Raw genomic sequence first — 23,483 nt, forward strand, 5'->3', positions numbered from 1 at the left:
GTCGGCTCGAAGCCGGTGGGAGGGACTTCAGTCCCGATGAGTTTCAGCCACCTCTATCGCGAATAAATTCGCTCCCACTAACCCCGGTCCCAAGGGTCCAGTCGGCTCGAAGCCGGTGGGAGGGACTTCAGTCCCGATGAGTTTCAGTCACATCTATCGCGAATAAATTCGCTCCCACGAACCCCGGTCCCAAGGGTCCAGTCGGCTCGAAGCCGGTGGGAGGGACTTCAGTCCCGACGAGTTTCAGTCACCTCTATCGCGAATAAATTCGCTCCCACAGACCCACCCCGAGGGCTCCGAGCGGTTAATAGCTCGTAGCTGAGTTTAGGCCCTCGAAACGTATTCGCCCGTCCGCGTATCGACCTTGAGCACTTCGCCTTCATTGATGAACAACGGCACACGCACCACGGCGCCGGACGACAGCGTGGCCGGCTTGGAGCCGCCTTGTGCGGTATCACCCTTGAGGCCGGGGTCGGTCTCGACCACTTCCAGCTCGATGAAGTTGGGCGGCGAGACGGCAATCGCGTTGTCGTTCCACAATGTCACGGTGTAGACGACCTGCTCCTTGAGCCACTTCTCGACATCGCCAATGGCCTTCTTGTCGACTGCATACTGCTCGAAGGAGCCGTCGGTGCGCATGAAGTGCCACATGTCGCCGTCGCTGTAGAGGTACTCCATATCCAGTTCCAGCACATCGGCACCTTCCAGCGACTCGCCGGACTTGAAGGTCCGCTCCCAGACCCGCCCGGTGATCAGATTGCGCAGTTTGACGCGGCTGAATGCCTGGCCCTTGCCCGGCTTGACGAACTCGTTCTCGAGGATGCTGCACGGATCCCCGTCAAGCATGACTTTCAGACCGCCCTTGAATTCATTGGTAGAATACGTCGCCATGATGCCTCGCTAGTTGCATGCGTCGTAGCGTGCGCTACGCAGATTGCTCGATGCGCCTCGTCATGGGATGACACCACCGCCATCACGAGGCCCATAGGAAATAGCCGCCCATGATAACCCGAACACCCACCGCTTTGCAGAGCGGAAATGCCACGCACGGCGAAGACGCCTCCGAAGGCGTCACCTTGACCCCGCGTCAGCACTCGCAGGACTGGCAAGCCCAGTTGCGCGATGCGGTACGCGACCCGCGCGCACTGTGCCGCCACCTGGGGCTCGATCCGGCCTGGCTGCCGGGCGCCGAGGAGGGGCATGCCCTGTTTCCGGTACGCGTGCCGCACGCCTATCTATCGCGCATTCGTTATGGCGATGCGGACGACCCCTTGCTGCGCCAGGTACTGCCCCTCGAGCGGGAAAGCGACAGCGTCGCCGGTTTCGTCAGCGACCCTCTCGAAGAAGCCGAGCACCGCCCACGCCCGGGATTGATCCACAAGTATCGCAATCGCGTGCTGCTGATCGCCAGCCCGGCCTGCGCCATCAATTGTCGCTACTGCTTTCGTCGGCATTTTCCCTACGCCGAGAATTCACCTTCCCGTGCGCAGTGGGAATCCACGCTCGATTACTTGCGCCAGGACACCTCGATCAACGAAGCCATTTTTTCCGGTGGAGACCCGCTGGCCTCGCCGGACCGGCGCCTGGCCTGGTTGGCCGAACGCCTCGCGGACATTCCGCACCTCAAGCGCTTGCGTCTGCATACGCGCCTGCCGGTGGTGATTCCCGACCGCGTCGATGGCGCGCTGCTCGACTGGCTGGCGGCCACCCGGCTGCAGACCGTGATGGTGGTGCATATCAACCATCCCAACGAGATCGACACGCACGTCGCCGACGCCATGGCGCGGCTACGTGGCGCGGGGGTCACGCTGCTCAATCAGAGCGTGCTGCTGCGTGGCGTCAACGACGACGTCGAGACGCTCGCGCGGCTCTCCGAGCGGCTTTTCGATGTGGGGATCCTGCCTTATTACCTGCATGTGCTCGACCCCGTCGAAGGAGCCGCGCATTTCGATGTATCCGATGCCGAGGCCATCACGCTGGTCGAGACGCTACGCGCCCACCTCGCCGGTTTCCTGATGCCGCGCCTGGTGCGCGAGGTTCCGGGGGAGGCCAGCAAGACGCCACTAGCCTAGGCTATATCCGAAAACTGCCTGTGCTCGGCCATACGGCGTTAAAAATCAGCTCGTGCGCGAGTCCGATCAAAGTACTCATTTACACCCCGTAAACTCGCGTGCGAGCCCAGTCCGTCTTTTCGCTGATTTTTGCCTTGTCTGGCCATCGCTCGCCGACTTTTCGTACATAGCCTAGCAGCGCTCGCGGTTACCCGACCTCACGCCGACAAGGCGCGCGCCACGATGTCGCGTTCTCGTTCGGGCAACGTCAGCGCTGACGCCAGCTCGTGCCCACGCGGCGACATCTTGCGCCAGGTCTTGGCGACGATATGCACCAGCTTGTCATCATCATGCTCACGGGCGAAATCGCTGAAATAGTGCGCCATGAAGACCAGACAAGCGGTGTCTTCTAACGCTTGGGTGTCCGCGTCACGCTTGAGGTTCTCCTTGCGAATCAAGGCACCGACATGCGCCACCGCCGCCTCGTCGTAGCCTGCCTCGCGGACGATCATCTCGGCCAGTGCCGCCTGTCGCCGCCCGAGATCGCGCCGCCAGGCCAGATAGCTGGGACGATCGCGCGGGTAATCGTCGCGCGGCACTTCCCAGCGTCTCAGATGCTGGGCGCGCACCGCCAACTGCAACGGCTCCGAGGCTTCCGGGGCGACCCGCGCCAGCCAGTCACTCATGCGCTGGGCATAGAGCAACTCGGCGGGTTGTTCATCGCCCTCTTCCGTCATTGCGCGTTTGGGATCTTCGGCATGGGCCGCGTCCAACGCCGTCTTTGCGCGCTGAAAGGGCGTATTCTCGGGCATGCTGACCTCCTTATGATGCGTGTTTAGACGTATCTTCTGGCACAAGACTACCAATAGCGTTGCCCATGATATTCCAACCAACCGTCGGGATGATCGCCGCCGGGATCGCGATGCGTCCAGTGCACGACCCCGCCTTTAGAATTCCATTCGTACTCGCCGAAGAAGCCAACCGTGTCCCCGGCTTGCAATCCCTCGAGGCGCGGTGCCAGGTCGATGTTATGTGCGATGAGCACGGTCTGGCCGCTCGCCAGGCGCAGAATGAAGCGCTGATGGCGGCTACCTTCATCGTCATCTGGCAGCACGCGTACCACCTCGCCGCGCGCCTCGACCTGAAGCCCGCTGTGGTGCTGCTGGTAGGCCTCGCGTAGGGTCACGACGCCCGAACGCGCCCCTTCGCCGGCTGACGGTGCCGACACCGATGGTGCCAGGACCGCCAGTGCCCCGGCCAACACGAGTACCACCGCCGCGAACGTCAGACCGAGGATGACCGCACGACGGCGCATGCTCACGCTGACCTCAGGCCTCGCCAAGCGTCTCGGCGGTGACGTTGGGCGCCGGTGCCTGCTGAGTACGCCAATGGCGATTCAGCGCGCCGAGTACGGCCTTCATGGAGGCGCTGGTAATGCTCTCATCGATGCCGACACCGAATATCGGCGTCTGCTCGACACGCACCTCGACATAGGCCACCGCTTCGGCATCGGCGCCCTGACCGCGCGAATGCTCGTGATAGTCGATGATCTCGACATCCAGCCCGTGGGCCGCCAGCGCCTTGATGAAGGACGCCAGCGGGCCATTGCCCTCGCCGGTGACCTGGCAACGCTCACCCTGCTCGTCGATCTGGGCGTCGAGACGCACGCGGGGGCTATCGTCATCCGAACTCAGGCGATGACTGATCAGCGCATAGGGTTCGCGGCTGGTGAGATATTCGTCCTCGAAGGTGCGATAGATCATTTCTGATGTGATCTCGCGTCCGGTGCGCTCGGCCACCGTCTGCACCACCTGGCTGAATTCGATGGACAGGCGGCGCGGCAGCTCGATGCCGTGCTCCTGTTCCAGCAGATAGGAGACACCGCCTTTGCCTGACTGGCTGTTGACGCGGATCACCGCTTCGTAGGAGCGTCCTACATCGAGCGGGTCGATGGGCAGGTACGGCACGCCCCAAGGGCCGTCGGGATTGTCGCGACGCTCGGCCATGCCCTTCTTGATGGCGTCCTGGTGCGAGCCGGCAAAGGCCGTGAAGACCAGGTCACCGACATACGGGTGGCGCGGATGCACCGGCAACTGGTTGCAGTGTTCCACCTCGCGCATCAGCGGCGTGATGTTGGAAAAGTCGAGCTGCGGATGCACGCCCTGGGTGTACATGTTCATCGCCAGGGTGACGATATCCACGTTGCCGGTACGCTCGCCATTGCCAAAAAGGGTGCCTTCCACGCGGTCGGCGCCGGCCATCATCGCCAGCTCCGCCGCCGCCACACCGGTGCCGCGATCATTGTGCGGATGCACGCTCACCACCAGGCTATCGCGCCGCGCGACGTGACGGCAGAACCACTCGATCTGATCGGCGTAGTGATTGGGTGTGGCGATTTCCACCGTCGCCGGCAGGTTGACGATCATCGGCTTGGCCGGCGTTGGCTGATAGACCTCGCTGACCGCATCGACGATCTCCACGGCAAAATCCAGCTCGGTGGAGGTAAAAAGCTCCGGCGAATACTGGAAGGTCCAGTCGGTCTGCGGGCGCGCCGCCATCATCTCCTTGATCTGCGCAGTGGCATCCTGGGCGATCTGGATGCACTCGGTCTTGTCGACGCCGAATACCACGCGGCGAAAGACCGGATCGGTGGCGTTGTAGACGTGCACGATGGCGCGCTTGACGCCTTCCAGGGCCTCGAAGGTGCGCTCGATGAGATGCGGACGCGCCTGAGTCAGTACCTGGATGGTGACGTCATCGGGAATCGCGTCGTCGTCGATCAGCTCGCGCACGTAGTCGAAATCGATCTGCGAGGCCGAGGGAAAGCCGACCTCGATCTGCTTGAAGCCGGCCTTGACCAGCAAGTCGAAGAAGCGCCGCTTACGCTCGAGATCCATGGGATCGATCAACGCCTGGTTGCCATCGCGCATATCCACGCTGCACCACTCAGGCGGCTGCGTGATCCGCTGCGCCGGCCACTGACGATCGGGCAAGTCGACGGCCTCGAAGGGACGATACTTGGTGGAAGGGTCCTTGAGCATCATGGCGTTATCTCCTTCTGCGGTATTCAAATGACGGGAATCGAATGCCCTGCAGCGGCCCGAACACGACGACGCCCCGCGACGGATAAGCCTCGCGGGGCATCGGTAATGACCTGACACCGCGACGCGCGAATCGCATCGCGAGCCGAAGAGCGCGTGACGACGGCGCGGCAAGCATTCGGAAAGGTCGGGGAGAGAGTGGCGGTATTCGACATGGCTGACTTTATCTTCGTTGGACTGGGCTGCGTTAGACCGGGAGGGTGACGATGCGCGAGGCATCCCGTCGGCTCATAGGCCGATGGTAAGTCGTAGGTCTAAGCGTAATAGTCGCATGTCGAAGATCGTCATATAGCTAACTAAACAGCTGTACGCATGGCTGTCAACCGCCACTCACGATGATGGTGCCTCTTCATCGAGCACCGCGTGGCCGTCTCGCCACAGGCGCACCAGCCACGCCGGAGCATGCGACTCGTCGAGACAGCGCTGCCAATGCGACTCCCCGGTACACCGCGAGGAAAGCGTGAGGCGGAAGAAACGACCATCGGGCGACGTGTGCGCTGCCTCTGGCAGCGTCGCCAGGGCGCGCAAGCCCGCGTCGAGACGCGCCCACTGCAGGGGCGTCAGCCGGTCGCAATCGATCTCGCGCGGCGCGGCCAACCCCGGCAGATAAGCGAAACCGCCCTCACGTGCGACGCCCAAACGTGTATCGCCCGACAACACCGGAAGCTCGGTGTGGCTCATGAGATGGCGCCCACCTCGCGCCAGGCCTCATCCACCGCGCGACGCTCGCGACTCTCGCGCCCATGCAGGCGTTCGGCGTGATCGAGCGTCAGGGCGGCGAAGGCCGCGAAATCCGCCTCTCGGCTCAATGCCGCGTCGCGCATCGCCGCGTACCATACCGGTCCTACGCTTACCCAGGCGGGTGACTCGAGGGCCACTGCGGCAAGATAAAACGCCCGGTTGGGAATGCCTGAGTTGATATGCACGCCGCCGTTGTCGGCTTGCGTATCGACGAAATCGCGCATGTGGCCCGGCTGCGGATCACGCCCCAACACGGGATCGTCATACGCCGTGCCCGGCGCCTGCATGGAACGTAACGCCCGGCCTTGCACGCGATCGGTCAACAGTGCCGCGCCGATCAGCCAATCGGCATTCTGGGGCGACTCGCCAGCGCGGTACTGCTTGACCAGCACCCCGAATACATCGGCCAGCGACTCGTTGAGCGCCCCCGCCTGATCAGCATAGATCAGGCCGACATCGCGCTCGATCACACCGTGAGTCAATTCGTGCGCAATCACCTCCGGCGCCGCCGTGAAGCGCCGAAACAATTCGCCGTCACCATCGCCGAAGACCATCTGCGAGCCGTTCCAGAACGCATTGTCGTAGTCGCGAGCGTAATGCACGGTGCCGATCAACGGCATGCCCTGGTCATCGATGGAGTCGCGCTCGAAGACCTCCCAGTAGAACCGATAAGTCGCCCCCAGCCATTCATAGGCTTCATCCACGGCCGGGTCGCCGCTTTCGGGCTGGCCTTCGTCGCGCACCAGGCGCCCGGGCAACGTCTGCTCATTTTCGGCGTTGTGAATCCGACGGTCGGGGTGCCCAGAAGCGGCCCGCGCCGCATTCCGCTGCGGTGCCGGCGCGCTGCGCTGGCGAAACCAGTGATCGGCCTCGAGCGTCTGCTGGGCGCAACGACGTAGGCGTACCGAACCTTGCGCCGCGACACGCTCAAGTACGTGGGGCGGCATGAAACCGCGCGCTGAAGTCTTCGGATCTGACATGGACTTGAGTCCTCGATCGGCTATCGAACATACCCAGGCAGTGTGGCTCAAGATGGCCGATCATGCGCAACGAGACGATGCCGCCGCCACGCCTAGACCGGCGTCATCCGATAGCGCGCAGCATTCACGGCTTCCTTAAGCGCCCCCAACTGACCGATAGCGTCGTTATCGAGACGCTGATCGAGGCGCCGCTTGGGATTGCGCGTGTTGAGTACGACATGCACCTGATTGGGCGTGCCATGGCCATCGTGATGCTGAACCCAGGCCAGTGCGCCGTTGGCATAGAGGGCGAGGGATCCGATCGGCGCCATGCCGAAGCGGCGAATATAGCGCTGCACCCAGGTGTTATCGAAGCCTTCAGCCTGTGTCAGCAGATGTCGATAGACCTCGCGCTGGGTCCAGGCGGCGCGTCCGGGTCGCGGGCGCGTCATCACGTCGGCGACGTCCACCACCGCCATCATGCGGGCCAGCTCGGGCAACGCATCCCCTCGTTTGCCCGCCGGGTAGCCGCTGCCATCGAGGCGCTCATTGGCCATGCCGATCACCTGCTCGACAACATCGCCATCCAGCCAGCGGCAGTCTTCCAAGCGCTCGCGTATCAAACCCACGTGGGCGTGGAGCTGTACTTGCTCTTCCGGGCGCAGCACTTCATCACGCAACAAGACATCGGGCAGCATGCCTTTGCCCAAATCATGAAGCAGGGCACAGGCGACCACGGCCTTGAGGCGTTCCGGCGCCATGCGTCGCGACTGGGCGAGATCCAGCATGCGCACGGCCACCATCAGACTGTGCTGCACCAGATGCGACTCCTGAGTAAAACATGCACTCGCATACAGCAGCGCCTGACGGTCCTGCTGCCACAACGCCAGCAGCGTATCGGTACTGCGCGAGAGCTGTATCGAGGCGACCGAATCGCCGCTTTTCAACTGCACCAATTGCGCGTTGAGATAGTCGGCGACTTTCTTGAGACGGGTCGCCATCGCGCCACCCGGCTGCGACTTCGTTCGCCGCTGGCGTGCCGTATCTTGCCGAGCATCGCTGGGCGATTGAAATAACGCTGAAGGCTCCAGGGGACGTCCTGTATGCATGACGGTACGTGCACTTTCGCGCTCGATTTCCTTGACGCAGTACCACACCAGGCGCTCCATCGCGGACGATAAACCGATGAACTCGCAGCCTGCCTGTGCCTGCGTCCATGACTCGTCGGTATGCACGTGACGGACACTAGCCGGCAATTCGAAATGACGCTGGTTGGGAAACGTCAGGCGAATGCTATCGATGGTCTGCTCGGGCTTGAGCGCGGCGGCCGCAGCCAACGGCAGTTCAACCAGGCAGCCGCCCAGCGAGAGGTTGCAAAGCCGGCCTTCATACGGCGTGTCCTCGCCCGCCACACGCAATGTGACGCCGACCTCCATGTCGGCACGCAGACTGGCTCGAAAGTTCTGGCGTCGATGCACTACGGACACCGCTTGCGGATAGTCGCACACGGCCAGCAGGCGCTCACCTTGCTCGCGCCATTCATTTACCGCGAGCGCCTGTGTGGTCAGCATCGCGCCCTCGACCTGCCCCATCAACTGGAATGTCTCGCCGCGCCGCAGCCGAGGGACGATCTCGCGGACCGCAGAGACATCCAGGCATAGCGACTCCTCCTGGACGATATCCATGACTACCACGGACCACGGCGCCCCGTCGCCACTCTCGAAGCATAGGCTTGCGCCCCCGGGCAGGGTGAGGGCCTCGAGAAAGCCGTAAAGTTCGCCGGGGTGCGTGACGTCTTGGGGTGGTGCGGAATCAGGTGGCGACATCTCGGTCTCGACGCTGACGAAACGAAAACGAGCACCTCCGTTACGCGGCGTGCTCGTGTAAGGATATGTAATCTGTTATCGACTGTATCATGAACGACTTGAATAGCGCTTGGTAGCAACTACAAGCGAGTCAGTTCGTCTTCGTGATAGCCCAGCAGGTAGAGCACGGCATCCAGCCCTAGCGTGCTGATCGACTGCTGCGCCTGCTGGCGTACCAATGGCTTAGCGCGGAAAGCAATGCCAAGCCCTGCGTTTTCCAGCATCTTGAGGTCATTGGCACCATCGCCCACGGCCACGGTCTGCGCCATATTCCACCCTTCACGCCGCGCGATTTCACCCAGCCACCAAGCCTTGCGCTCGGCGTCGATGATCGGCTCGCGCACCTCGCCGGTGATCCTGCCCTCGTGAATCACCAGCTCGTTGGCGTGAATCTCGTCGAAACCCAGGCGCTCCTGCAGGTAACGCGCAAAATAGGTAAAGCCGCCAGAGATGATCGCAGTGCGATAACCCAGACGCTTGAGATGCGCCATCAAGCGTTCGACGCCATCCATCAACGGCAGATTCTCGGCAATCTCGCGCAGCACCGACTCGTCGAGCCCTTCCAGCTTGGCCATGCGCTCGCGGAAGCTCTGCTTGAAATCCAGCTCGCCGCGCATGGAACGCTCGGTGACGGCGGCCACCTCCTCAAAGACACCGTGGCGGCGCGCCAGCTCATCGATCACCTCGGCCTGGATCAGGGTCGAATCCATGTCGAAGCACACCAAGCGCCGATGGCGCCGCCACAAGGAATCTTCCTGGATGGCGATATCCACGCCCTGGCGCGCGCCCAGTGTCAGCGCCTCTTCACGCAGGTGCGGCAGCTCGACCGCCGCCCCGCGCAGGATGCACTCCACGCAGGCGCCATGTGGCGACCCTTCATCGAGGGAATCGCCCCCCGATAAACGCGCGATACGCTCGACGCTCAACCCATGCGCCACCGCCAGCTCACCGACGTCGGCGAGGATCCCCGCAGGTAGCCGAGGCGCCAGCAGGGTCAAGATCAGGCGCGGCATCTCGTCCTGAGCCTCAAGGGTTTGCCATGTGTCAGGCGCCAGCGCCTCGACCTCGACGGCAATCTCCTGCCTGGCAAGTCCTTGCTCGGCGAGGTGCTCGTCGAGGTTGGATTTGAAGGCATCGGCGCCTACCTCGGCGTTCACCAGCATCTCGAAGGCGACGTGGCCTAGCGCACTGTGCTGATGAATATCCACTAGCTGCGCCTGGCATGCCATCAAGGCCGCGCCCAGCGCCGCCAGCTGCCCCGGGTGGTCGGGGCCACCGGCACGAATCAATAATCGCTGTGTCATATGGCCTCTTCTGCCTTCTTTCTTCTATCTCTTTTCTTCGACCTCTAGTCGGTCGACTTTCTGGAAGCCTCGCGACAGCTTGCTGCCCCTACGCCCACGCTCACCGACGTAATAGTCGAGATCGCGACTCGAGAGCGTCTGCTTGCGCTTGCCGGCATGCACCACCAACGAGGCGTCGGCGGGCAACACAGCCAGATCACGCACGAATTCCTCGCGATTGGCGGCGCGCGCCCCGGGGATATCGATCATCTTGTTGCCCTTGCCCTTGGCCATCACCGGCAATTGATCGAGCGGAAACACCAGCAAACGCCCCTCGTTGGAAACCACGGCGATACGCGTGCCTTCGCCTTCCGGCACCGCTACCGGCGGCATGACATTGCAGCCCTTGGGTACGCTGAGCGCGGCCTTGCCCGCCTTGCTCTTGCCGATCAGATCCTCGAGCCGGGCGATGAAGCCGTAGCCGCCATCGGAGGCCAGCAGATAGCGTGCCTGGGGGACATCGAGCATCACCCCCACCATGCGCGCGCCGGCGCCGGGGTTGACGCGCCCCGTGATGGGCTCGCCCTGACTACGAGCCGAGGGCAGATTATGCGCGCTCAGCGTATAGCTGCGCCCGGCATCGTCGAGCAATACCAGCGGCTGGTTGGACTTGCCACGTGCAGCCAGATGAAAGCTGTCGCCCGCCTTGTAGGAAAGCCCGGCAGGGTCGATCTCGTGGCCCTTGGCACTACGAATCCAGCCTTTTTCGGAGAGCACCACGGTAATCGGATCGGCACCCACCAGCTCGACCTCGGACAAGGCCTTGGCCTCGCCGCGCTCGACCAACGGCGCGCGGCGTGCATCGCCATAGTCGTCGGCGTCCTGGCGCAGTTCACGTTCGATCAGGTCGGTCAGCGCCGCGTCGTTACCCAGCAGCTCCTTGAGGCGTTCGCGCTCGGCGCTCAGTTCGTCCTGCTCGCCGCGAATCTTCATCTCCTCGAGCTTGGCCAGGTGCCGCAAGCGCAGCTCGAGAATCGCCTCCGCCTGACGCTCGCTGAGCCCGAAGGCATTCATCAACGCCGGCTTGGGCGCATCTTCCTCACGGATGATGCGGATCACCTCGTCAAGGTCGAGATACGCCGCCAGCAAGCCTTCGAGGATATGCAGGCGATCCTCGACCTTATTGAGGCGGTGCTCGAGTCGCCGCCGCACCGTCGCCCGGCGGAAACGCAGCCATTCGCCCAGGATGGCATCGAGCGCCATGACCCGCGGCCGGCCGTCGAGCCCAATCACGTTCAGATTGACGCGCACGTTCTTCTCGAGGTCGGTGGTGGCGAAAAGATGCGCCATCAGGGCTTCGACATCGACCTTGCCCGAGCGCGGCACCAGCACCAGACGCGTGGGCGTCTCGTGGGTCGACTCGTCACGCAGATCCGCCACCATGGGCAGCTTCTTGGCCTGCATCTGCGCGGCGATCTGCTCGAGCACCTTGGCACCGCTGACCTGATACGGCAGCGCCGTAACCACCACATTATTGTCTTCGAGCGTGTAACGGCCGCGCAGTTTTACCGAGCCGCGGCCGCTCTCGTAGAGCTTGCCGAGATCCGCCGGTGAGCTGATGATTTCCGCCTCGGTGGGAAAGTCCGGCGCCGGCACGTAGCTCATCAGGTCGCTGACGCTGGCCTCGGGATGGCGCAGCAGGTGGCAAGTCGCGTCCACGACTTCGCGCACGTTGTGCGGCGGAATGTCGGTGGCCATGCCTACCGCGATGCCGGTCGCACCATTGAGCAGCACATGCGGCAAGCGCGCCGGTAGTACCGCCGGTTCGTCGAGGGTGCCGTCGAAGTTGGGCGTCCAGTCAACGGTGCCCTGGCCGAGTTCGGCGAGCAGCACCTCCGAGAACTTCGACAACCGTGCCTCGGTATAGCGCATCGCCGCGAACGATTTGGGATCGTCGGGGCTCCCCCAGTTGCCCTGGCCGTCGACAAGCGGATAGCGATAGCTGAACGACTGCGCCATCAGCACCATCGCCTCGTAGCAGGCGCTGTCGCCATGCGGGTGAAACTTGCCCAGCACGTCGCCGACGGTACGTGCCGACTTCTTGTACTTGGCGGTGGCATTCAGCGATAGCTCGCGCATGGCGTAGACGATACGCCGCTGGACCGGCTTCATGCCGTCGCCGATATGCGGCAGCGCCCGGTCGAGAATCACGTACATCGAGTAATCGAGATACGCCTTCTCGGTATATTCCTTGAGAGACAGACGTTCGACGTCGCCCTCTTCCACATGGATGTCCATGGTCATAGCAACGAGGTCCTGAAAGTGTCGCGAATGATGTTCAGTCTTAGCGAAACGACCCGGCACATAGGCGGAAGATCGCCACTACGTGGCTGGAAGATAGAAGAGCGACGCTTCGCGTCTTGAAGAAGAAACAAGGCTGCCTCCTACACCTCAACCTTCTTCCTTCTTCCTTCTTCCTTCTTCCGTCTTCCCTCTCACACTTCTATATCTGCCAGATTGCCGTAATCCTCGAGCCAGTTCTTGCGGTCGCTGGCGCGTTTCTTCGCCAGCAGCATGTCCATCATCTCGCGGGTGCCGTCATCCGCAGTGAGGGTCAGTTGCACAAGACGGCGCGTGTCGACGGCCATGGTGGTTTCGCGCAATTGCAGCGGACTCATCTCGCCGAGGCCCTTGAAGCGCTGAACGTTGGGGGTGCCACGCTTGCCTTCCAGGCGTTTCAAGATGGCCGTCTTCTCACTTTCATCGAGGGCGTAGTGGACCTCCTTGCCCAGGTCGATGCGGTACAGCGGCGGCATGGCCACGAAGACATGGCCGGCGTCGACCAACGCGGGGAAGTGGCGCACGAACAGCGCGCACAACAGGGTCGCGATATGCAGGCCGTCGGAGTCGGCATCCGCGAGGATGCAGATCTTGTGATAGCGCAGTTTGGTGAGATCGTCGCTGCCAGGATCTATGCCGATGGCCACGGCGATGTCGTGAACCTCCTGGGAGCTGTAAATATCGTGCGCCTCGACTTCCCAGGTGTTGAGAATCTTGCCACGCAGCGGAAGAATCGCCTGCGTCTCGCGATCGCGCGCCTGCTTGGCGCTGCCGCCAGCGCTGTCGCCCTCGACCAGGAACAACTCGGAGGCCGCGGGGTCCTGCCCGGCGCAGTCGGCGAGCTTGCCCGGCAGAGCGGGACCGGAGGTGACCTTCTTGCGCGCCACCTTCTTGGCACTCTTCTGGCGCCGCTGAGCGGCATTAATCACCAGTTCGGCCAACGCCTCGGCCTGATCGACGTGATGGTTGAGCCATAGCGAGAAGGCGTCCTTGACGACACCGGAGACGAAGCCCGCCACCACGCGCGAGGAGAGGCGCTCCTTGGTCTGGCCGGCGAACTGGGGGTCGAGCAGCTTCACGGAAAGCACGAAGGCGACACGCTCCCACAGGTCCTCGCCGGTCAACTTGACCCCGCGCGGCAGCAAACTGCGGTATTCGCAGAATTCACGCAGCGCCTCAAGCAACCCCGAGCGCAGGCCATTGACGTGCGTCCCGCCGAGCGGTGTGGGAATCAGGTTGACGTAGGATTCCTGCAACAAATCACCGCCTTCCGGCAGCCACTGTATGGCCCAATCGACGCCTTGATCGTCGTCCTCGAAATGGCCCAGAAACGGCGAGGAAGGCAGCGTCTCGACGTCGTCGGTGGCCTGAGCCAGGTAATCGCGCAGGCCGTCGGCGTATTGCCAGACATTCTGGCTGCCGTCGGTATCCACCAGGGTCACCTCGAGCCCCGGGCAAAGCACCGCCTTGGCGCGCAGCAGGTGCTGAAGGCGAGGCAGCGACAGTTTAGGGCTATCGAAGTAGCTGTCATCCGGCCAGAAGCGCACCACCGTGCCCGTGGCCTTCTTGGCACACGAGCCAATGACGTCGAGTTCTTCCACCTTGTCGCCATGGGCGAAGGCCATGCCGTGGCGGTCGCCGTCGCGGCAGACCTCGATTTCCAGACGCCGCGATAGCGCATTGACCACCGACACCCCGACACCGTGAAGCCCGCCCGAGAAGCGATAGCTCGACTGCGAGAACTTCCCGCCCGCATGCAACCGCGTCAAGATAAGCTCGACGCCGGACACCCCATGTTCGGGATGCACGTCGATGGGCATGCCGCGTCCATCATCACTGACCTCGATGCCGCCATCGTCATGCAACTGCACGCGGATATGCTGCGCATGACCGGCCAGCGCCTCGTCGACGCTGTTGTCGATGACCTCCTGCACGAGATGGTTGGGGCGACTGGTATCGGTGTACATTCCGGGGCGCTTGCGCACCGGGTCGAGTCCCGACAGGACCTCGATGGAACTGGCACTGTATTGCGTCATGCGTTGTCCATTAAGTGGGTTCGTCAGAGCGCGCGTGCGAGTGTACAGGTAGCGTCCAGCCACCATGCGCGAAGATGGCCGGTAAATACTCGGCCAAGGCACTGAAGCCGTGATCACCGCCCGGATGCACGATCATCGAGGCGCCGGCATAGAAAGCCAGTGCATCGCGACAATCCAGCGTTTCATCGGCGCTACCCAGCAGTACTTGATAGCGGCTCGGGTCGATGACGGCAGCAGGCGTCATGGTCTCGAGCGCCTCGCCATGGCGCGCGTCGATGGTGAAGCGCTCGTGAGTATAAGGATTCTCCAGCGAAGCGCCCATCCACTGTGCCACCAACCGCGCCGGCCGCACCGCAGGATTGATCAACACCGCGCGCGCACCGAAGCGTTCGGCCAGGCAGGTGGCCAGAAAGCCGCCCATCGAACTGCCGATCAGCAAGGTGTCATCGCCCAAGGTACTCAACTCGCGCTCGGCGCATACCAGCGCCTCTTCGGGGCGATGCGGTAATTGCGGCGTAACACACCGTGGTGGCGCCGCATCTTCGCTCGCCAGACGCTCGCAGGTGGCCGCGATCAAACGCGCCTTGGGCGACGCCGCGCCGCTGTTAAAACCATGCAGATACAAAATATTGGCTACGGGCGTCATATTGGCACAGGCGTCATATTCGCTCCGGGAGTCGTCAGCATACCGCACCACCTGTACAAACAACCAGCCTCATGGTGCATCCTGTGCTTGCCATATGACATCGAGCAGGCCCCGGCTGGAATCGTCCAGCGACTCGGCGCCGCGCCGCGAGGCCAGGATCTGCTCGGTTTCGGAGGCGATCTGTTTGCCCAGTTCCACGCCCCACTGATCGAAGGGATTGATATCCCAGAGGGTGGCCTGCACGAACACCTTATGCTCGTAGAGGGCGATCAACGCGCCCAATGTGCGCGGCGTCAGGCGGTCGAGCAGCAGCGTGGTCGAGGGCTGGTTGCCACGGTAACGTTTATGACTCGGGCGCGGGGCGTCATCGGGCAGCGCTTCGTCGCCCAGCATCAGCACCCTTGACTGGGCGACACAATTGGCCAGCGTCAAGCGATGCTGAGCCTTGAGGTGCGCCCGCGTAGCCGGGTCCTCGACCCGATCGTAGCGTCTTACCGGGGCGATGAAGTCGCACTCCACCGCCTGGGTGCCCTGGTGTAGCAACTGATAGAAGGCATGTTGCGCGTTGGGGCCGAGCTGTCCCCAGAGTACCGGACAGGTGGAATACGGCGTAATCTCGCCACTATTGGTCACCGACTTGCCGTTCGACTCCATCTCGAGCTGTTCGAGATAACTGGCGAAGTATTCGAGGCGACCGTCATAAGGAAGAATCGAGTGCGCGCGCACATCCAGGAAGTTGACGTTCCAGATGCCCGCCAAGGCCAGCAGCACCGGCAGGTTGTCCTCGAGCGGTGTCTCACGGAAATGACGATCCATGTCGTGAGCGCCCGCCAGTAGCTCACGGAAGTTATCCATGCCTACCGCCATCGCAATGGGCAAGCCAATGGCCCCCCATAGCGAATAACGCCCACCGACCCATTCCCAGAAGTGCAATTGATGACGCGGCTCGATGCCCCACTCGCTCATCTTCTCGGGCTTGGCTGAGACGCCGATGAAATGCTGGCGCATCACCAGCTCGCTCATCTGGGTGTCTTGACCGCCATCGGCCAGACGCGTCATCAGCCAGTCGCGCGCCGTAGAGGCATTGGACAGCGTATCGATGGTGGTAAACGACTTCGATGACAGCACGAACAACGTGGTGGCGGGATTGAAGCGGGTCAGATAGTCAGCGAGTTGCGAGCCATCCATGGTCGAGGCGAAGTGAATGTCGACCTGATGCACGTCACGCGGGCGGTAATCGGCCAGGGCATGAGTCACCATCAAGGGCCCCAGGTCGGAACCGCCGACGCCCAGGTTCACCACATCGGTGATCGGCCGCCCCGTGGCGCCGCGCCATTGCCCGGCGTGACATTTTTCAACCATCGCCTGCATGCGGGCCAGCGTCTCGTGGACATCGGGGACGACATCCTCGCCCTCGATCATCAGGCTGGCCTCGCGCGGCAAGCGCAAGGCGGTATGCAAGGCCGGGCGATCCTCGGAGCGATTGACCCGTTCGCCGTTTTGCAAACGCGCGATGGCGCCCTCCAGATCCGCTTCGCGGGCCAGTTCGAGCAGCATCGACAGTGTCTCGTCACGCCAACGATGCTTGGATAGATCCAGCGTCAGACCCGCCCCACGCCGCGTAAACCGTGCATGACGATCGGAACGCTCGGCGAACAGGCTCTTGAGGTGCACGTCGCGCATTTCGGTGGCATGCACAGTGAGCCTTTGCCAGGCTGGCGAATGATGGATCATGGTTGACTGGGTCATGACTCGTACTCTCCTTGACAAGCTTGCTAACGGCCCCCGCAGGTGCACGGCCCCATCGCGGCGCGTACAATGCCGCCACTCCCTGTGGCCCCGCCACGCCTCGACTCGCTGAGTGTCTCATGAGTGACGCATCTTACCGTGACGCGATCTTTTCGACACCCCTCGACCGGGTGGCCAACTTTTCCTTCGACGAACAGGTCGTCGCCTGCTTCCCCGACATGATTCGTCGCTCGGTCCCCGGCTATGGCCAGATATTGGGCATGCTGGGCTTGATCGCCGAACGCCACCTGCGCTTCGGCGCGCACGTCTACGACCTGGGCTGCTCGCTGGGCGCCGTGACCCTGGCACTCGCTGGGCGACTGCCGCCCGAGGCCTTTACCCTGACCGGGGTTGACCTGTCACCGACGATGGTCGCCCGAGCACGCGAAACACTTGCCGAAGAATGCCCCGATCATCGCATCGATATCATCGAAGGCGATATCCGCCACGTCGATTATCAGCCCGCCGGCATGATCGTGCTCAACTTCACGTTGCAATTCTTGCCCCCGGAAGATCGCCGCGCGGTCATCGAGCGCCTGTACGACGCCCTGGAACCCGGCGGCGTGCTGGTCCTCTCGGAGAAAATCATACTCCCCGACGAGCAGGAAAACGCCTGGCTGGTGGAACGCTATCATGATTTCAAGCGCGCCAACGGGTACAGCGACATGGAAATCAGCCAGAAGCGCACGGCGCTGGAAAACGTGTTGGTGCCGGACACCCTCGAGGCGCATCACGACCGCCTGCGGAACGCCGGCTTCACACGCGTCAGCACCTGGTTTCAATATCTCAATTTCGCCTCGATGGTGGCCTTCAAGGATGCCTGACCGCTTCTCGCTCGACCGTACCCAACGTGCGCTCTTCGACGCCTTTCTCGACCACGGCCTGACCGCATGGGTCGCACAGCTGCCGGCGCAGCTCGCCAACGGCCTGGACCGGCGCCGCTTCGGCGACCTGCCCGCCTGGGAAAAGGCCGTCGCCAAGCTCCCGACGCTGCCCGAGACTCGCCATGTCGCGCTCGATCAGGACAGCGTACGGGTCGATGTGGCCCTCGACGACAGCCGCCGACGCCAGTGCGAAAACCTGCTGCGCAAGTTGATCCCTTGGCGCAAGGGACCCTACATGCTTGGCGGGATAGAGATCGACACCGAATGGCGGTCGGATTGGAAATGGCAGCGCGTCGCACCGCATCTGGCGCCGCTCGAGGGACGCCGCGTGCTGGATGTCGGCGGCGGCAACGGCTACCACGCCTGGCGCATGGCCGGCGCGGGCGCGGCATTCGTGCTGGTCATCGACCCGTCGCCACGTTTCTATTACCAGTTTCAAGCGATACGCCATTTTGTGGGCGATACCGACGCATGGCGCACGCATTTCCTGCCGGTCGGCATCGAGGAGGTCCCCCCACAACTCGAAGCGTTCGACACCACCTTCTCCATGGGCGTGCTTTACCACCGCCCTTCCCCGCTCGAGCATCTAGCGCAACTGCGCGATACCCTGCGCCCCGGCGGCGAGCTGGTCCTCGAGACCCTGGTCGTAGAGGGCGATGTGACCACCGTGTTCATGCCCGGCGAACGCTACGCCGCCATGCCCAACGTCTACTTCTTGCCCTCCTCAAAGGCGCTGTCGCACTGGCTCGAACGCTGCGGTTTCGAGGACGTACGCGTCGTCGACGAAGCCCCAACATCGTTGGAAGAACAGCGCAGCACCGCATGGATGACCTTCCAGTCGTTGGCCGACTTTCTCGATCCCGAGGATCCGACGCTGACCCTCGAAGGCTATCCGGCACCACGCCGGGCCGTGCTGGTGGCGCGCAAGCCCGAGTGACTTATGCTTCTTTGACTTGCGTTTATGGGACTTGCTCTTCCTCGATATGCGAACGATAATATTTATCATTATATTTCGTATACCGAGGGAGGCCTATCATGCTGTCGCTCTTCAATACGGCCCTGGAGGGAACGCCGTGCCTGATGCCCTTCAATGATCGCCTGGTACCGGGCGAACTACTCGGCATCTGCGGGCCGCATGGCGCCGGCAAGAGTACCCTGATCGGTTTGCTCGCCGGTCTCTACCGACCCACGCGCGGTAGCATCTGCCTCGACGGCCAGCCCCTGCATTGCTGGCCCAGCAGCTATCGTGCCCAGCGCATCTCGCATGTCGTCGCACCACCGCAAAGCCTGGCGGATTGGCGCGTACGCGACCTCGTCGGGCTGGGTCTGCTGGAGAGTTGCTCACGCGTCACGCAACATGGCGCCAGTTCGCCGCCCTGCCTTCCGCTTGCGGTTGAGACGGCGCTCAATGCACTCGACCTTCAAGCCATGGGCGACCAACGCCTGGGAGAACTCGACCCGGAGAATGCCCAACGCGCGATGATTGCGCGGTCACTGTGCCAGGTCGCGGCGGCACCCCACTGCCCGTTCCGGCAGCGGCGCGACAACGGCATTCTGCTGCTCGACCTGGAACCTCTCGCGGCCGAACAGGAGCAACGATTACTTGCCGACCTGAGAACCGCCTCCCGGCGCCACCGACTGTGCATCGTGGCGGTCATCAGCCAATGCGATGCAAGCTTGGCATGCTGTGATCGCGTGTGGTGGATGGACGCCGGCGCACGCTGCACCAACCTCACACCGGCGGTGCGTCACGTATTGAAGGTGCAGGTGATACCGCCGGAACCGCAAACACCGCACCACAAGGCCACGAATACCACGCCTTGATGAGTTCCGCCTCCAACTACCTACCAGGTCCCATCGTCATTTAGCCACCATCGCAGAGCGACGGAGGGATGTCAGGCTTGGTTATCTCGCCACGAGCTCGCCCCTCCCTCCTCCTCGCGGCAACGCAGAAACATCGCGAAGGTCAATGCGTGTTGTTCGTCACCCGATCGGCCGTACTCTGCTGATACTGACGCGGTGTCATGCCCTTTTGCTCGCGGAAATGGCGGTTGAAATTGGAAAGGTTGTTGTAGCCGACCTGAAAGCAGATATCGGCGATGGATTGCCTGCCTTCGAGCAACAGACGGCAGGCATGGCCGATGCGTATCCGCCGCAGAAAGGCGACGAAGGTGTCACCGGTAGCGTGCTTGAAAAATCGCGAAAAGGTGGAAGGGGTCATGCCATTTTGCGCGGCCAACGTCGACATGCGCAGTTCTTCATGGAAGTGATCGTGTATATAACGCAGCACGGCATCCACTTGCACGGAGGAGGTGTCCTTGGCGTCCAGTCCGTACCCGCAACTGGCCAGAATGCGGTATTCGCCCTGCGAGAGGCTGCGCAGAATAGTCAGCATGGTCAGTAGCCTGCCGGCATTGTCCTGCTCGCCCATTGTGACCAGCAGCTCGGCACACCGTGCTGCTGCGTCTCCCATAAACTCCACACCCTGGGCCGAGTCCTCGATGAGCCTCGACAAGCAGTTTAGCTCTGGACAGAGCGTCATCATGTGTTCCAGCCACTCGCCCTTGAACTGGAGAACGACATCACGCCCCTTGATAACGGGCCGTGCGTCATCCGGATCGCTTAACCATGCATGCGGAATGTTCGGGCCCACCAACACTAAATTACCAGGCCCGAATCGCCCGATATAATCACCCACGAAATAGTTTCCTTCCGAATAACGGATGAGATGCAATTCATACTCGGGATGATAATTCCAGCGGGCGATAGGTGCGGGGAAATCGTGGCAGTGCCAGTAGAAACTAAACTTCGGGTCCTGGCTGATGCTCTCGAAGACAGGCGCACCAAGACGAGTATCGTTGAGCTGCGTAGCGATCATGAGTTATCGGTGCCTCTTTCGACTATGTCACTATGCAAGGCTTCAGCAAACGCCTTCCACTCCAGACGCTTCATTGTCTTCAAATAAAGCGGTTCGTCGGCCTTTCATATTCCCGTCTCGATTTATACTTTGGTCACAACCTCTCTTCGTTCACAGATTAGACAAACACTCATTCGAATCTAAAAAGACTTTCGGAACAAATATTTATATATTCGAAGGAAAAAGTCTGCAAAAAAGTATCATTCACTCGAAAATTATAGCCTAGCCGTTTTTCCAGCGTGACGCGTAGCTTCATAGCTAAGCCTGCGGCGAGTTTGGCCTCACTGATTGAAGACTGTTCTCGCCCATTTTAAATACGACTTGAGAAGAGTGCCATGAAAGCCAAAGCCCTGGTGCTGGAGAAAAAGCGCGAGCTGTCGTTGCGCGAGATCGACCTGCCGGACCACCTCGGCCCCGATGACGTGCGCGTGCACATCCATACTGTCGGCATTTGCGGCAGCGACGTGCATTACTACACCCACGGCCAGATCGGCCCCTTCGTCGTCCGCGAGCCGATGGTGCTCGGCCACGAAGCGTCCGGCGTGGTGACCGAAGTCGGCCGCAATGTAAGCCACCTGCATGTGGGTGAACGCGTATGCATGGAGCCTGGTATCCCTGATCCTAACTCTCGTGCCGCCAAGCTGGGCGTCTACAACGTCGATCCCAGCGTGCGGTTTTGGGCCACGCCGCCGGTGCATGGCTGCCTGACGCCCGAAGTCATCCACCCGGCGGCGTTCACATTCGCGCTCCCCGAATCAGTATCTTTTGCCGAAGGTGCGATGATCGAGCCGTTCGCGATCGGCATGCAGGCGGTAGTCAAGGCGCGCATGCAGCCGGGGGACGTCTGCGTCGTCACCGGCGCCGGGCCGATCGGCTTGATGGTCGCCCTGGCGGCGCTGGCGGGGGGCGCCAGCGAGGTACTGGTCTCCGACCTGGTCGAGGAGAAACTGGCAATCGCCGGGCGCTACGCCGGCATCACCCCCATTAATGTCTCGCATGAGTCGCTGCGGGAAGCCGTCGACAAGCGCTGCGGCCAGGATTGGGGCGCCGACGTGGTGTTCGAAGCCAGCGGCAGTCCCAAGGTCTACGACGACATCCTGAGCTGCGCCCGGCCCGCTGGCGCGATCGTGCTGGTCGGCATGCCCGTCGAGCCGGTCACCTTCGACATCGTCTCGGCACAGGCCAAGGAGTTACGCATCGAGACGGTGTTCCGCTACGCCAATGTCTACGACCGGGCGATCGATCTGATCGCTGCGGGCAAGGTGGACCTCAAGCCACTGATCAGCGAGACCTTCGATTTCGACCAGAGCATCGCTGCGTTCGAGCGCGCCGCGAGCGCACGACCCCATGACGTCAAGCTGCAGATCACGCTTGACGCCTGAATTCGCCAGCCAGAAAGCACACTGGACCTGAACCTACCAAGAGGTGAACAACAATGACCCAGTTCAAGCGTCGCGACATACTGAAAGGAATAGGCGGACTCGCCGGCCTGTCGTTGATCGGCGCGGGATCGCTGCGCACGGCCCTGGCCCAAGGCATGGCCAGCGACGAGGCCTGGAAACAGGCCAGCGGCACTACCATCCAGTTCATCTCCGAGAACACTCCGCCGACGACGGCGATCGCCGCCAACCTGGCATCATTCCAGGAACTCACCGGCATCACCGTCAACATCACCGAAATGCAGCTGGGTGCCCTGGTACAGAAGGTCGCGCTGGACTTCGGCGCCGGACGCAGCTCATTCGACGTGATCTATGCCGACCCCTACCAGGTGCTCGCGCCTTACCATCGCGGCCTGGCGGATCTCAACACTTTCATCAACGACGACCAACAACCGGTCGTGCCCAAGGGCATCGAGGATTTCATCCCCTCGCAGTTGGCCGCCGCCGGCCGTTTCGAAGACAAGGAAAGCCTGTATACCCTGCCCTACGACTGCCCGACGATGATCTGGATCTACCGTCGCGACCTGTTCCAAAAATACCACGACCAGATGCAGCAGGATCTCGGCTTCGATCCGATGCCATCGGACAGCACGACCTGGGAGCAGTACTACCAGATCGCCGAGTGGTTCAGTAACGGCAACGCCAGCGAGGTCAAGTACGGCACCGGCCACCAGGCCCAGCAGTACGACTCGCTGATGTGCGACTTCTCCAACGTGCTGTTCGCCTACGGCGGTAGCTATTTCGCCAACGGCCAGCAGGTCGGCCTGCTTGGCACCGACTCGCCCGGCGCCTGCCAGTTGACCAGCGAGGCCGCGCTGGAAGCGGCGCGCTTCTACCAGAAGCTGCTCAAGATCGCCCACCCCGGCAGCACCAGCTGGGACTGGACCGGGGTTGCCAACGCCTTCCAGAACGGCGAGTTCGCGATGATGCCCGAGTGGCACGAGTTCGCCGGCGCGCTGGAAAGCTCCGATCTGCAAGGTAAGGTCGGCTACGCACCGCTGCCCAAGGGCCCGGCGCGCAGCGCCAACCTGTGGGGCGGCACCGGAATCGGCATCAACGCCAACGCCTCTGCTGAGAAGCAGAAGGCAGCCTGGTTGTTCCTGGTCTGGGCAACTTCGCCGCAGACCCAGCTAATGGGGCTGAAGAGCAAGGTCGGCGGTGGCACGCCCACTCGCCAATCGGTTTACGATATGCCGGAGGTCAAAGCCGCCAGCACCCCACCTACCGACATGCCCAACATGCTCACGGCGGACACCATGCTGGTTGCCTGGCAGGACGACCACATCGGCCTGCGTCCCAAGATCGCCCAGTGGAACGAGGTCGATACGGTGATCTTCACCGAGCTCTCGAAGATGCTGGCGGGCCAGATGTCCCCCGAGGAAACCATGCAGAGTGCCAAGCAGCGCATCGATCGCATCGTGGGAGCATGACAC

Annotated in this window: 19 protein-coding genes; 6 read left to right on the forward strand and 13 right to left on the reverse strand. The window is 62.4% G+C overall.

Annotated features, from left to right (window positions below; all coding sequences use genetic code 11):
- Nucleotides 1-324: 324 nt before the first annotated feature.
- A complete protein-coding gene (efp, locus tag L1071_RS10970; protein ID WP_246900774.1) occupies nt 325-891 on the reverse strand; it encodes an elongation factor P in 567 nt (188 codons plus the stop codon).
- 110 nt (nt 892-1,001) lie between these two features.
- On the opposite strand from efp, the gene epmB reads away from it, so the two are divergent.
- Nucleotides 1,002-2,072 carry an EF-P beta-lysylation protein EpmB gene (epmB, locus tag L1071_RS10975; RefSeq protein WP_246974676.1) on the forward strand — a complete coding sequence of 357 codons (1,071 nt, stop codon included), beginning with the start codon at nt 1,002-1,004 and terminating at the stop codon, nt 2,070-2,072.
- Nucleotides 2,073-2,269: 197 nt separating this feature from the next.
- Here the strand turns inward: epmB and L1071_RS10980 are convergent, their stop codons facing one another.
- The 11 genes from L1071_RS10980 to pgi form a co-directional block, all read right to left on the reverse strand.
- Entirely contained in the window at nt 2,270-2,863 is a 594-nt protein-coding gene (locus tag L1071_RS10980) for a DUF4202 domain-containing protein (protein WP_246974679.1), read from the reverse strand.
- Between the two features lie 47 nt (nt 2,864-2,910).
- Nucleotides 2,911-3,366 (reverse strand): DUF3465 domain-containing protein, encoded by a 456-nt coding sequence (locus tag L1071_RS10985; protein ID WP_246974682.1) that lies wholly within the window; start codon nt 3,364-3,366, stop codon nt 2,911-2,913.
- 13 nt (nt 3,367-3,379) lie between these two features.
- Complete coding sequence (gene leuA, locus L1071_RS10990) at nt 3,380-5,095, reverse strand: 2-isopropylmalate synthase (RefSeq protein ID WP_246974684.1); 1,716 nt, start codon at nt 5,093-5,095, stop codon at nt 3,380-3,382.
- Nucleotides 5,096-5,482: 387 nt separating this feature from the next.
- The gene (locus L1071_RS10995) at nt 5,483-5,833 is read right to left on the reverse strand and encodes a protealysin inhibitor emfourin (protein ID WP_246974687.1); all 351 of its coding nucleotides are present in this window, start codon (nt 5,831-5,833) and stop codon (nt 5,483-5,485) included.
- Nucleotides 5,830-6,873, reverse strand: a complete 1,044-nt coding sequence (locus tag L1071_RS11000; protein WP_246974690.1) for a M4 family metallopeptidase — start codon at nt 6,871-6,873, stop codon at nt 5,830-5,832. Before L1071_RS11000 ends, L1071_RS10995 begins: the two co-directional genes overlap by 4 nt.
- Before the next feature lie 92 nt (nt 6,874-6,965).
- Nucleotides 6,966-8,678, reverse strand: a complete 1,713-nt coding sequence (locus L1071_RS11005; RefSeq protein WP_246974693.1) for an HD domain-containing phosphohydrolase — start codon at nt 8,676-8,678, stop codon at nt 6,966-6,968.
- A 119-nt stretch (nt 8,679-8,797) separates the two neighbouring features.
- Complete coding sequence (gene serB, locus L1071_RS11010) at nt 8,798-10,021, reverse strand: phosphoserine phosphatase SerB (protein ID WP_246974697.1); 1,224 nt, start codon at nt 10,019-10,021, stop codon at nt 8,798-8,800.
- 24 nt (nt 10,022-10,045) lie between these two features.
- On the reverse strand, nt 10,046-12,304 hold the full coding sequence (gene parC / locus L1071_RS11015) for a DNA topoisomerase IV subunit A (protein ID WP_246974701.1): 2,259 nt from the start codon (nt 12,302-12,304) through the stop codon (nt 10,046-10,048).
- A 191-nt stretch (nt 12,305-12,495) separates the two neighbouring features.
- Complete coding sequence (gene parE / locus L1071_RS11020; RefSeq protein ID WP_246974704.1) at nt 12,496-14,376, reverse strand: DNA topoisomerase IV subunit B; 1,881 nt, start codon at nt 14,374-14,376, stop codon at nt 12,496-12,498.
- 10 nt (nt 14,377-14,386) lie between these two features.
- Nucleotides 14,387-15,022, reverse strand: coding sequence for a YqiA/YcfP family alpha/beta fold hydrolase (locus L1071_RS11025; protein ID WP_246974707.1), 636 nt, complete (start codon nt 15,020-15,022; stop codon nt 14,387-14,389).
- Between the two features lie 69 nt (nt 15,023-15,091).
- Nucleotides 15,092-16,771 (reverse strand): glucose-6-phosphate isomerase, encoded by a 1,680-nt coding sequence (gene pgi, locus L1071_RS11030; protein WP_246974710.1) that lies wholly within the window; start codon nt 16,769-16,771, stop codon nt 15,092-15,094.
- Nucleotides 16,772-16,890: 119 nt separating this feature from the next.
- On the opposite strand from pgi, the gene cmoA reads away from it, so the two are divergent.
- The 3 genes from cmoA to L1071_RS11045 all read left to right on the forward strand — a co-directional run bounded on the left by cmoA (nt 16,891) and on the right by L1071_RS11045 (nt 19,518).
- Nucleotides 16,891-17,634 (forward strand): carboxy-S-adenosyl-L-methionine synthase CmoA, encoded by a 744-nt coding sequence (gene cmoA / locus L1071_RS11035; protein ID WP_246974713.1) that lies wholly within the window; start codon nt 16,891-16,893, stop codon nt 17,632-17,634.
- Nucleotides 17,627-18,631 carry a tRNA 5-methoxyuridine(34)/uridine 5-oxyacetic acid(34) synthase CmoB gene (cmoB, locus tag L1071_RS11040; protein ID WP_246974716.1) on the forward strand — a complete coding sequence of 335 codons (1,005 nt, stop codon included), beginning with the start codon at nt 17,627-17,629 and terminating at the stop codon, nt 18,629-18,631. The genes cmoA and cmoB overlap by 8 nt, the downstream gene beginning before the upstream one ends.
- 98 nt (nt 18,632-18,729) lie before the next feature.
- Nucleotides 18,730-19,518, forward strand: a complete 789-nt coding sequence (locus L1071_RS11045) for an ATP-binding cassette domain-containing protein (protein WP_246974719.1) — start codon at nt 18,730-18,732, stop codon at nt 19,516-19,518.
- Between the two features lie 142 nt (nt 19,519-19,660).
- On the opposite strand, the gene L1071_RS11050 is transcribed toward L1071_RS11045, so the two are convergent.
- Complete coding sequence (locus tag L1071_RS11050) at nt 19,661-20,572, reverse strand: helix-turn-helix domain-containing protein (RefSeq protein WP_246974722.1); 912 nt, start codon at nt 20,570-20,572, stop codon at nt 19,661-19,663.
- A 374-nt stretch (nt 20,573-20,946) separates the two neighbouring features.
- Here L1071_RS11050 and L1071_RS11055 point away from each other — a divergent pair, with 374 nt between their 5' ends.
- Both L1071_RS11055 and L1071_RS11060 read left to right on the forward strand, forming a co-directional pair.
- Nucleotides 20,947-21,993, forward strand: a complete 1,047-nt coding sequence (locus L1071_RS11055) for an NAD(P)-dependent alcohol dehydrogenase (RefSeq protein ID WP_246974724.1) — start codon at nt 20,947-20,949, stop codon at nt 21,991-21,993.
- A 53-nt stretch (nt 21,994-22,046) separates the two neighbouring features.
- Nucleotides 22,047-23,480: an ABC transporter substrate-binding protein gene (locus L1071_RS11060; protein ID WP_246974727.1), complete on the forward strand. Its 1,434-nt coding sequence runs from the start codon at nt 22,047-22,049 to the stop codon at nt 23,478-23,480.
- The last annotated feature ends 3 nt before the right edge of the window (nt 23,481-23,483 follow it).

Source organism: Chromohalobacter sarecensis (assembly GCF_023061135.1).
Classification (GTDB): Bacteria; Pseudomonadota; Gammaproteobacteria; order Pseudomonadales; family Halomonadaceae; genus Chromohalobacter; species Chromohalobacter sarecensis.

Excerpts from the sequence above, each read along its gene's own strand:
- efp (WP_246900774.1), bottom strand. The coding sequence starts at position 891 with ATGGCGACGTATTCTACCAATGAATTCAAGGGCGGTCTGAAAGTCATG.
- epmB (WP_246974676.1), top strand. The coding sequence starts at position 1,002 with ATGATAACCCGAACACCCACCGCTTTGCAGAGCGGAAATGCCACGCAC.
- L1071_RS10980 (WP_246974679.1), bottom strand. The coding sequence starts at position 2,863 with ATGCCCGAGAATACGCCCTTTCAGCGCGCAAAGACGGCGTTGGACGCG.
- L1071_RS10985 (WP_246974682.1), bottom strand. The coding sequence starts at position 3,366 with ATGCGCCGTCGTGCGGTCATCCTCGGTCTGACGTTCGCGGCGGTGGTA.
- leuA (WP_246974684.1), bottom strand. The coding sequence starts at position 5,095 with ATGATGCTCAAGGACCCTTCCACCAAGTATCGTCCCTTCGAGGCCGTC.
- L1071_RS10995 (WP_246974687.1), bottom strand. The coding sequence starts at position 5,833 with ATGAGCCACACCGAGCTTCCGGTGTTGTCGGGCGATACACGTTTGGGC.
- L1071_RS11000 (WP_246974690.1), bottom strand. The coding sequence starts at position 6,873 with ATGTCAGATCCGAAGACTTCAGCGCGCGGTTTCATGCCGCCCCACGTA.
- L1071_RS11005 (WP_246974693.1), bottom strand. The coding sequence starts at position 8,678 with ATGTCGCCACCTGATTCCGCACCACCCCAAGACGTCACGCACCCCGGC.
- serB (WP_246974697.1), bottom strand. The coding sequence starts at position 10,021 with ATGACACAGCGATTATTGATTCGTGCCGGTGGCCCCGACCACCCGGGG.
- parC (WP_246974701.1), bottom strand. The coding sequence starts at position 12,304 with ATGACCATGGACATCCATGTGGAAGAGGGCGACGTCGAACGTCTGTCT.
- parE (WP_246974704.1), bottom strand. The coding sequence starts at position 14,376 with ATGACGCAATACAGTGCCAGTTCCATCGAGGTCCTGTCGGGACTCGAC.
- L1071_RS11025 (WP_246974707.1), bottom strand. The coding sequence starts at position 15,022 with ATGACGCCCGTAGCCAATATTTTGTATCTGCATGGTTTTAACAGCGGC.
- pgi (WP_246974710.1), bottom strand. The coding sequence starts at position 16,771 with ATGACCCAGTCAACCATGATCCATCATTCGCCAGCCTGGCAAAGGCTC.
- cmoA (WP_246974713.1), top strand. The coding sequence starts at position 16,891 with ATGAGTGACGCATCTTACCGTGACGCGATCTTTTCGACACCCCTCGAC.
- cmoB (WP_246974716.1), top strand. The coding sequence starts at position 17,627 with ATGCCTGACCGCTTCTCGCTCGACCGTACCCAACGTGCGCTCTTCGAC.
- L1071_RS11045 (WP_246974719.1), top strand. The coding sequence starts at position 18,730 with ATGCTGTCGCTCTTCAATACGGCCCTGGAGGGAACGCCGTGCCTGATG.
- L1071_RS11050 (WP_246974722.1), bottom strand. The coding sequence starts at position 20,572 with ATGATCGCTACGCAGCTCAACGATACTCGTCTTGGTGCGCCTGTCTTC.
- L1071_RS11055 (WP_246974724.1), top strand. The coding sequence starts at position 20,947 with ATGAAAGCCAAAGCCCTGGTGCTGGAGAAAAAGCGCGAGCTGTCGTTG.
- L1071_RS11060 (WP_246974727.1), top strand. The coding sequence starts at position 22,047 with ATGACCCAGTTCAAGCGTCGCGACATACTGAAAGGAATAGGCGGACTC.